This is a genomic window from Bacillus sp. SRB3LM (assembly GCF_015712745.1).
Taxonomy (GTDB): Bacteria; Bacillota; Bacilli; order Bacillales; family Bacillaceae_G; genus Bacillus_A; species Bacillus_A thuringiensis_K.
This window is the reverse complement of sequence record NZ_VWVQ01000050.1, coordinates 1-9,947: the sequence shown is the minus strand read 5'-3', so window position 1 is coordinate 9,947 and position 9,947 is coordinate 1. Positions and strand designations below refer to the sequence as shown.

Sequence of the window (9,947 nt, the reverse complement as noted above, 5' to 3'; positions counted from 1 at the left end):
GGCAACGCCATCATTTGTCGTGATTAAAGAGCCAGAATCTCCTCCGGAAGAAAGGTTTGTTGTGACAATTTGATCTCGAAACCGTGCAACCCTACCACTTCCGTAATTTACATCGACGGTTGCGTTTACTGCAGTAATGACGCCATGTGTATGATTTGTTGTCCGTCCCGTTTTCATGACACGTGTACCGACGGTAACATTTTGTTGTCGTCGCCAGCCTTGCATAGAACCAATCCAATGAATCGAACGATCGATTTGATGAAATGGTGCTTCTGCAATCGCAGCATCAACGAGATTGCTTTGATTTTCAAGTGGTACTTGCGAAGAAAAGGTAATTGGGACAAACCTTGATAAAGTTGCAATCCGATCCGTTGGATCGCTTCCCCCATCAATTGGACCAGGTTGTAAAATAGGATCGCCTATGTTCGCATTATTACTATTCGCTAATACATGATTGTTACTTAGTATATAATATCGACTTGGGATACCATATCCATGTGCGGGCGGATTGGTAGAACCATTTGGTAATATATCATATACGCAAGTCGCAATCGTACCTGCCGTCACATTTCGATGAGCAACGCTATATCCTCCTTTGGCTGGACGAATTCGAGTGGAAAGTGCCTGTGTATCAACTTGTAATGTTTGTTGATTCCCAGCAAGTAGATACCCTGTTTGAATGACGTCAGTTTTGATGCCGTTTATTTCTTTTGGAATGACTTGATTGGTTTCTAATGTTTCCACAGGTAGTTTTTGGTCTACAAATACAAGCAAAGAGGGTGTGCCTGTCATAACCCCGTTTACCTGTTGAATACCAGCTCCAATACCTGTTACATTCCGAAACTGTAAGAAATCCTCCTCTACACTTTGCTGTACCTTTTGAATGTCTTGTTGTTCCTGAATCGTCAACACTTTTATATTTGAATGTGTTCCCATAACACTCGCCCCCTTACCCCGTGTAATGATTTGTAATGGTCCCCACTTCTATAATGTTCGTGGGGTATGCTTCTAATTGTGTAGGTATTTGTTCCACTGCTTTTAATTGAGAACGTGGTACTTTTTTTGAAACAAATACTTGAATCACTTCTTTTCCTTGTACACATCCCATTCCTACTCCTACAACATAAGGTAAACGTAATAAATCTGTTTCATATTTGCGCACAACTTGTTCTAATTCCATCGGACCGCTCCTTCTTCCTTTAGATGATACATTCGGTTTGTCTTCGATGGGTTTAAAAAATGGTGTATGACACCACTATAAGTATTTAACTGTGCTTCTGCATTTTCCTTCTTGAAGCATACAGAAGAAAGAAAAAAGAGGACCTTTTATAGAAATGTCCTCTAAAACATAGGTCTTTTGTGAACAAACGAACATACAGCAGATATACTTATCACGTTACTTCATGATTTACATGTTGATTTCCAAGGGAGAACGTTTCTTATCTGATTCTGCAGATTGTCCAGAAAGTGTTGTACATTCTTGAAACGCAAATTGTTTACAGCCTTTACATTTAGATATCTCCAATTCTTGTAGTGCAAAATGCAATGCTACTCCTGTACGTGTGAAAAAGTGTGGTTCGCCAATTCTTTCGTATAATCCTGTTTGATGGCATATTTCTTTCGGTTGATGCTGGATACCGGAAATCAAAAGGGTTCCTTGTTTTTCTAGCATTTTCTTTCGAATGTGTTCTACTGCTGACTCTGCCGAAGTATCCATAAAAGAAACGTTTCCCATACGTAGGAGAAGAATGTGTGCGTTAGACTGTAGGGATGACTCTATAGATGTTTCGAATTCTTTTATGGTGCCGAAGAATAAAGGACCTTCTACAGTAAAGATACTGATTTGCGGACAATTTTTCCCATTTGCGACGATGTCTGACTTGACATAGGAATCTACTGGATCTGGCAATACTTTTCGAACACGTAAAGATTTGCTCATTTTTCCAATAAACAGAAGAAACGCAAGGAGTAACCCCACACTGACTCCGGTTGTAAGATCTGCGAAAACGGTTAATAGGAACGTCAAAATCAATACCAGGGTATCTCCTGTTTTTGTTTTTAGGATATGAATAAACTCATGCTTTTCACTCATATTCCAAGCAACGACCATTAAAATCGGTGCCATACTAGCTAGTGGAATATGAAAGGCAAGCGGAGATAGAAATAATAAAACCAGTAATACTACCATTCCATGTACCATGCCTGATACTGGCGAAGTCGCTCCATTTTTAATATTTGTTGCGGTCCGAGCGATAGCACCGGTCGCAGGAATGCCGCCAAATAATGGTACCACCATATTAGCAATTCCTTGTCCCACCAGTTCTTTATTACTATTATGTTTGCTGTTTGCCATGTTATCTGCCACCATGGCAGACAACAATGATTCAATCCCACCTAATGCCGCAATGATACAGGCTGCTGGAAGTAACATAAGGACAGTATCCCATGTAAATTCAGGCATTTGGAAGTCCGGTATTTGATGCGGGATATCGCCGTATGTAGTCCCAATCGTTTCAATTTGATTCGGAAATAGCAGGGTTGCGATCAAACTGGAAACGACCAAACCCAATAATGCGCCTGGAATGCGAGGTAACCATTTTGTAGCTGCAACCACAATTCCTAAGCAAAGAAAAGCGGTAAGAATACTGTACGGATTCAATTCGGCGATATTTGTCCCAATTTCTTTCATATTATAAAAAAAGGTTTCTTGCTTTTCCAGGTGATGAAGCCCTAAAAAATTTGCAATTTGTCCGGAGAAGATGATGACCGCAATACCAGTCGTAAAACCAATCATGACAGGTCGCGGAATAAAGGTGATAAACCTTCCTAGTTTGCATACGCCCATGATAATAAGTAAAATTCCTGCCATAAAACCAGCAATTAATAAGTTTTCATAGCCATATTGCATCACAATCCCAAGTAAGATGGGTACAAATGCGCCTGTTGGTCCTGCAATCTGATATTTTGATCCACCAAATATGGATACGAGAATTCCTGCGATAATTGTCGTATAAATACCATATTCAGGTCGTACACCGCAAGCAATGGCAAATGCCATTGCAAGCGGAATCGCTACAATCCCTACAACCAATCCTGCCAGCATATCTTTTTGTAAGTTCGCAAGGTTATATCCTGCATATCTGCCTGAAAATCTCATCGTTTTTCCTCCTTTTCCTGCATGTATTTAAGGACTTGTTGTATGTGCGTAGGAATATCCCTCTACAACGACTTCTAAATTTCCTGTTTTGGGATGAATGACAAGTCCATGCACAGGTACATAAGATGGTAATAAGGGGTGTTGGCGTATGATTTCTACACTATGTTGGACACTTTCTTGTACATTGCGGAAACCGGTTAACCATGTAGATAGATCGATTCCTGCATGTTGTAAGGTACGAATGCAAGTGGAATCAATGCCTTGTTGTTTTACCTTTTCTAATAGCGGCTTTGCTTGCAAACCCGCCATGCCACAATCTTCATGACCAATTACACAAATTTCCTCCACTTGTAATTCATAAATGCCCAGTATGATACTCCGCATCATACTACCAAAAGGATGTGAAATCACAGCGCCTGCGTTCTTTATGACTTTGGCATCCCCATTTTGTAAGCCCAATGCTTGTGGTAATAATGTTAACAGTCTGGTATCCATACAGGTTACAATCAATAACTTTTTATTTGGAAATTTGGTCGTAGAAAAAGGTTCGTACTCTTGTTTTTGTACAAACGTTTCATTATGCGTCAATATATTTTCTAGCAATGTCAATTGATAACGCCTCCCTTATTAAGTACGATCACATGAACAGGCTGAAATAAAAAAAGCTTGCCAATTTTTAAGATTGGTAAGCTTTTGATGCGAATTCGGACGTGATCTTATGTTTAGTCTAGAGAGGATAAAATTTGGTGTCAATAACCTAAAACATGAGAAATATATTCTTATATTCTGTAGATTTCTTATAAAATATGAAATTCTTTTTTCTGATTCTTACCTGTATCTCATGTTAAGAACATATATAGGAAAAATAAGTATCATAAAATCACCATACATCTACGTTGTTTCGATTTTTCACTGTTCTACACAGGGAGACATTTTTTTCTGATTCGTAATATGCGTAGGTTGAGAAATACAGATAGTACCTTGTATGTTATATGAAATCCATTTACAATGTAACTAAAGTATCGTTAATGATTCATTTAAGTTTCGTTAACATGAGAATTACCTATATATAATTGATTCATGGTGAAATAGAAAAGAATGAAAGCTGAATCTATCATCATGATAGATGTTTTATGTAAAACTTGGAATTGTTACGAGGGAGACAAATTGAGAACAATGGATGTTTATTAGGAACAATCCATTTCATATATGAAGGAGGAAATAGAATGAACAAAACTGTAAAATATGCAATTCGATTTCTAGCTGTACCCTTTGTAATAGGTGCAGTTCTGTTTAATACAGCGGCAACGCAAAATGTAAAAGCAGCTAGTGAACCATCACTACAAATACAAAAAAATGAAGTGGGAACATTAGAAATTACATTGACAGCTATGGAATGGAAATATGATCATAGTGAGCCTGGGGGATTTAAGTATTATCCTGGAAATAATTTAGCAGATGTAGAATTTACAATCTATAATAAAAAAGACAATACAGAGTATGCAAAGAAACGAACAGATAAAAATGGAAAAGTTTCGTTTCAACTTCCTTTGAATCTTTATTTTTCCTGTAAACAAACATCCGCATATCCAGAAACAAATGGGGGAAGATATGTCCCTGAGACAAGAACGTTTTCTGGATCTTTTAAAACAAACGGAGAAATCTATCAGCATACGGTGTACAATATGTTCACATTATATTAAAAACAAAACCCTTTGAAAAACGATTTCAGTTTTTCAAAGGGTTTTAAGGTACTAACGATTATGTAAATATTTTAGTATGAATCCATTTATGAGCTCCAAATTTGCTGTACCCATTCAGGATGATCAATAAATGGGTTCCGATTCTGTTGGTACTTTGTATAAATAAGCTCATTACGCCTTCGTTCAAAATGATCCACGGGATCCTGTTTATGCCATTGTAATAAGACCGATATTCGTCCCATATAAGGAGAGGTATTGTTGTTTACTCTATCATTTAATTCCAGATCAATTTCTCCATTGTCCCCTTCATACCGAACAGCCATATAAAATAACATTCTAGCAATATCTCCTTTTACATTATCAAGAGGTTCCCAAGAATCACTATCATATTTACAATCTGTTGCTTCTAAATGAGGAGTGCCCCCATTATCAAAATCTAAATTACCACGTGAACTGTTTACAGATACATCGGTTGCTCTTATATGATGAAGATCCGTTCCAGGTCCTGGAGATGTCCCGAAATTACCATGTGATTTTGCCCACACGTGCTCTCGATTCCAGTCATCTACATGAGATCCATTCGTATTTTTCCCCTGTGAGCGCCCTGTATAGAACAGAATAACATTATTTCTATTATTTTGGTCTTCATCTGTATCACGTAGTGCTTCCCATAGCGCATTGTAGGATAGCTTTTTATGATTATCAATAATATTATGAAGTTCTTTCTTTAGCATTACACCGGTTTTTCCAAATGCATTCCGATAATAACTTTCTGTAATTTCCTTTTTATCATAAGTATAAAAAGAATATTCAAATAATTTAAGGCGTTCATGTGTTGTCCCTAGGTTTTCTGCAAATGACTTAGAGGGGACAAACAATATACAGGACAAGAAAATCAAAATAGCTATTTTTCGAATAATCATAGACAAACCTCTCATTTATATCTGTATTTTTTCAAACATTATCAATAGACTGTTTCTATTGATAATGGACTATCTTTTCTTGAAGTTGTTCTAAATAATCCTTTTGAAACATACACATTCGGATTGCGTTGTGGTACTGGCCATCTACAAAAAATTCACCCTGTAATTCCCCTTCTATAGAAAAACCCACCTTTTTATAAATATGAATCGCTTTTTCATTGGTTGTGTTTACAACTAAATACAGCTTGTGCAAATTGAGTACAGAAAAAGCATAATGCATAGCTAAACAGGTGGTCTCCCTTGCATAGCCATTGCCTTGATAGTGGGGATCAATCATAATTTGAAATTCTGCTCGTCTATGAATGTAATCAATCTCTACTAATTCAACCAATCCAATCATGACTGTATTTTTCTCCACAATAAAACGGCGTTCACTTTGATCATGAATATGTTTATCATACAAATCTTGTAATTCAACAAATGCTTCATACGGTTCTTCAAACCAATAAGACATAATATTCGCATTGTTCGTGAGGGTATGTACAAATTTTAAGTCTTCCCGTTCCAATGGTCGTAGCTTAAAACCATTTTTCATTTACAATACTCCTTCCTACTTTTCTCGATTTCAGGATTTTTTTGACCTACTTTTTATACAACAGATTTTCATAAGTGTAGCACATCCTCTCTAATAAAAGATAGACTAGGCAATGTTCAGATGATAACGAATTGTAGCGAATCCACATTGATTTCGTCTGAAGGACGCCGAATCAAACGTTTGTTTAAAAGTAAAGATAAGTAAAGAAGCCCGATATAGTTGCTATATAAATATCCCACTATCAAGGGAATCCCCTTGACGAGTATGGGGTACTCGCTACATTTTGCAATCTCATCCACGCGGATGTCGATGGACGGATAGAGAGTATGAAAAAAGATTGAGCGAATGCGCTCAATCTTCCAAATAACAGCTGACCACAGCCTATAAAATATAATAGTAAACATCCCTCTAGTTGACCTAAGAGGGACCGCTATTTTGCATCTTCAAATACACGCAATGCATCTTTGCGGAGTTGGTCTTTTTCAGCATCTGATTTTTTGAAGTCATATTGATATAAAGCGGATTCCCAATCCCCATACATCGGATTCGGGAATACAATAAACTTTTCTCCAAATGCTTCGTGCATCTCTTCGACAGCTTGATTTCTATCTTGTACAGATTTCTCATCAAATCCCGTAAAATCAGATAAATTATCTCCAAAGAATAGAACAATATCATGTTCTGTCGTCACTTTTTTTCTTCGCTCTTCTTTTCCTTTTTCCCCTTGTCCTTGCAATAAAACATGCTCCTTATCAGCTTGCGGAATATTCAATTTCTGTAAGTTTTGTAACGTAGCATCTCACTGATCTTGTTTGCGATTGGAAATGTAGTAAATCGCTACACCCTTTTCATTTGCATATTGTAAAAAGGAATCAGCGCCAGGGAGGGCATCTGCCTTTGCTTGTTGAATCCATTTCTCCCATTTATAAGGGAACCTTTTCTTCTCTTTTACTATCATGGCTTGATATGAACTATTATCCACGACTGTTTCATCTAAATCTAAAACGATGGCAGTTTTTTTCTCGGTACCTTTGGCAAGTGCCATGTCTAATTTCATCTTTCCTATATTATACCCTTGATGATAGAGCGCTTTGACTTCTCCAGCCGTTTGATACCAAGCGTTTGCCATAACTTGTTGTTCCATTAGTGAAGATGTTTGTTTTGATTGTGTTTCTAGCGACTAGCACCCCACGAGAGAAAGAGAGAACAGCGTTAGAGCTATACTTGTTTTCAAAATTGGTTTCATTATGTATCACACTCCTGGATGTAGGTTTTGTATAGTATAGGCTTACCATACAGAAGTTATCTTCAAAATACAATCCTCTTTTATTAGAAACAACTTTAATTTTATCCTTTTTAAAGGGGGAAAAGTGAGTTTTAAATTTTTATGATATAAAAATTATTTATAATCATTTTAAGAGTGAGTATAAGGGCACTGTTCCTATTAATTCATTAAGGCATTTTCATATTATATATAAATTCAAAGCGTTTGTAGATGAACCTGAATGGGTTGTTCAAGATAGAATCGGCTATATATGGTTTATTAAACCATTATTATGTCATCTATTGGTTTTACAGACACAACTAAAACTGTGATCCGCACAAATGTATAGTAAAAAATCTGTTATTACGTGTATGATAAAACGAAGATACAAGGAACAGAGAATTCAAATAAGGAGATAAATTAAGATAGAAGTTGCATTCATTGTATGATATAAAATTCATCAAACATTTTTATTCGTTTAAATTTATTTACCCATCGAATTTTTTATAAACGAGAAGCACCACAACTCCGTTTGCAGTATTTCGGAGAAAGTCATATAAAAATTTAAAAAAGAACAAACAAACCATGAAAAGTCGGTTTGTTCTTGTCTTTCACTTGATTTATGCGATATTACTATCTATCCAAGGATAGCAATAAATGCACTTCCTTCATATTCGCCACGACCTGGTCTGCCATGTCCGTCTCGATCACACTCTAATTCTACATAATAATCTCCTCTTTGAAATCTTTCATCAAATATTTTTGTTGCCTTCCTATCAACTGTATCCCGTTCAATTACCACGGCTCTATTAGGGCTTCTACCGTTGTTTTCCATTTTATATAATTTTTACACTAAATTACTGAACCTTGACTCATTCATGATTTTAAATTGCACATGATTTCTTCTTTCGTCCAAATTAAAAATAGGTGACTGACTAGAACTTTGGCCACGCTGTAATTTTACCATGTAATCAAAGCGGTCCGGACGTTACCAGTTTTGTGACATTTCCTCTTGAGTTGCCACCTCAGTTTGTACAGTAGTGGAAGCTTGTGCATCAATCGTAGGCACAAGTAATCCTCCCGTTACGAATACCGTTGAAATTATACCCATCAGGCGTTTCAAACTCATCACTCCTATAAATAGAATATGTACGAATACATTGTATAGTGGATTTCTCTTGATAATAAGCGCTTCATTTATTTCTCAATAGGAACTCTTTTGACTAATAAGTTGCTGAACCTAAATGTTTTATGCTGCAAATGAAGCGATCTAACTTTTTTCTTCTTAATTTGTAATCCCTCAGTCTAGTTCGAAAACATGAAAAAGAACAAATGTTAATAAGAGAGGACATTCTCTTATGAAGCAATGATATTCCAAAGACCTGTTCCGGTTGTTATGAAATAGTTCATGCCTTGTCATACAAATTGCTTTTGTTTACTCATCGCGCTACAGGGAACCGATACTTTCTGGCTAATCAAGTTTACCGTGTATTGGGAACAGCCAAACTCCTTCGTAAAGTGTTGTTTGGTCTATTTCAGTTTCCTTTCGTTACTTGCGGGCTTTATAAGAACACATCATTGAGAAATAAATGAAGGGCTTACTATGGGAATCTTTCCATTGTACAATGCGTTATAAGGAGTGATGAGTTTGAAACGTATTATGTGTGTAGTTTCTACCACTTTATTAACTGGAACAATGATATTTAGTGTATCTAATACATCGGCGGCAACCTTATCAGGTTGCAACACCAGGTGAAGGAAATGAAAAAGCTACAATATTGGGCTTCGATAATAAAATAGAGTTTAAATCTTATGTAAAGGAACATCCCATTGCACCTAATTTTTTGAAAGCATTACAACTCTGTTGACAAATTTATTCTACCTTTTATCATGACATCAATTTAATGTAAATACAGATAGAAATCCCAGTCACCTTAACCAATTTTAATGCGGTTAGTAATGATAAAGTGTCTTCCATACGTACACATAAGTTCGGTGATTATACAATAATTTATGAGCATAGGAATGCACAAGGTCGTGCATTGACAAGAGCGAAAAATAGGGATTTTCTGAACTTAATGGATTATAGCATGGGCGATGGTGCAAGAACATGGAATGATCAGGCCTCGTCTGCTATTGTAAATATCATTCAATTTCAGCTGTATGTTTCGTTGTTCCTTGTGCTTCATATTCTTTTACTAGGCCTAACCATACATGCCCATCAACTTAAGGGCTTTTACTACCCCCAAGTACAAAAAAACGTTATTCTTTCTTACATAATATAAATGAGAAAGGGTGACGTTTT

The 9,947-nt window shown here is 36.4% G+C and carries 8 protein-coding genes and 2 pseudogenes; 1 reads left to right on the top strand and 9 read right to left on the bottom strand.

Features of this window, described 5'->3' with window-relative positions:
- From F3I02_RS19420 to F3I02_RS19405, 4 genes are all read right to left on the bottom strand, one after another.
- Nucleotides 1–936: chymotrypsin family serine protease (locus F3I02_RS19420; protein ID WP_196478307.1), on the bottom strand; the 936-nt coding region annotated here is incomplete at its 3' end.
- Between the two features lie 13 nt (nt 937–949).
- Nucleotides 950–1,180, bottom strand: a complete 231-nt coding sequence (locus F3I02_RS19415; protein WP_196477572.1) for a hypothetical protein — start codon at nt 1,178–1,180, stop codon at nt 950–952.
- 228 nt (nt 1,181–1,408) lie between these two features.
- On the bottom strand, nt 1,409–3,157 hold the full coding sequence (locus F3I02_RS19410; RefSeq protein WP_196477573.1) for a SulP family inorganic anion transporter: 1,749 nt from the start codon (nt 3,155–3,157) through the stop codon (nt 1,409–1,411).
- 27 nt (nt 3,158–3,184) lie between these two features.
- Entirely contained in the window at nt 3,185–3,766 is a 582-nt protein-coding gene (locus tag F3I02_RS19405) for a beta-class carbonic anhydrase (RefSeq protein ID WP_196477574.1), read from the bottom strand.
- Between the two features lie 617 nt (nt 3,767–4,383).
- On the opposite strand from F3I02_RS19405, the gene F3I02_RS19400 reads away from it, so the two are divergent.
- On the top strand, nt 4,384–4,860 hold the full coding sequence (locus F3I02_RS19400) for a SpaA isopeptide-forming pilin-related protein (protein ID WP_196477575.1): 477 nt from the start codon (nt 4,384–4,386) through the stop codon (nt 4,858–4,860).
- 86 nt (nt 4,861–4,946) lie between these two features.
- Here F3I02_RS19400 and F3I02_RS19395 read toward each other — a convergent pair.
- From F3I02_RS19395 to F3I02_RS34450, 5 genes and pseudogenes are all read right to left on the bottom strand, one after another.
- Nucleotides 4,947–5,627, bottom strand: a pseudogene (locus F3I02_RS19395) (endonuclease I family protein); the annotation flags it as partial.
- 211 nt (nt 5,628–5,838) lie between these two features.
- Complete coding sequence (gene speG, locus F3I02_RS19390; RefSeq protein ID WP_196477577.1) at nt 5,839–6,378, bottom strand: spermidine N1-acetyltransferase; 540 nt, start codon at nt 6,376–6,378, stop codon at nt 5,839–5,841.
- A gap of 430 nt (nt 6,379–6,808) precedes the next feature.
- Nucleotides 6,809–7,525, bottom strand: a pseudogene (locus tag F3I02_RS19385) (5'-nucleotidase, lipoprotein e(P4) family); the annotation flags it as partial.
- Between the two features lie 754 nt (nt 7,526–8,279).
- Nucleotides 8,280–8,444 (bottom strand): hypothetical protein, encoded by a 165-nt coding sequence (locus tag F3I02_RS19380; protein WP_196477578.1) that lies wholly within the window; start codon nt 8,442–8,444, stop codon nt 8,280–8,282.
- 186 nt (nt 8,445–8,630) lie between these two features.
- Entirely contained in the window at nt 8,631–8,765 is a 135-nt protein-coding gene (locus tag F3I02_RS34450) for a hypothetical protein (protein WP_269061757.1), read from the bottom strand.
- Between the last annotated feature and the right edge of the window lie 1,182 nt (nt 8,766–9,947).

Coding starts and splice junctions, on each gene's coding strand:
- F3I02_RS19415 (WP_196477572.1), bottom strand. CDS start 1,180: ATGGAATTAGAACAAGTTGTGCGCAAATATGAAACAGATTTATTACGT.
- F3I02_RS19410 (WP_196477573.1), bottom strand. CDS start 3,157: ATGAGATTTTCAGGCAGATATGCAGGATATAACCTTGCGAACTTACAA.
- F3I02_RS19400 (WP_196477575.1), top strand. CDS start 4,384: ATGAACAAAACTGTAAAATATGCAATTCGATTTCTAGCTGTACCCTTT.
- speG (WP_196477577.1), bottom strand. CDS start 6,378: ATGAAAAATGGTTTTAAGCTACGACCATTGGAACGGGAAGACTTAAAA.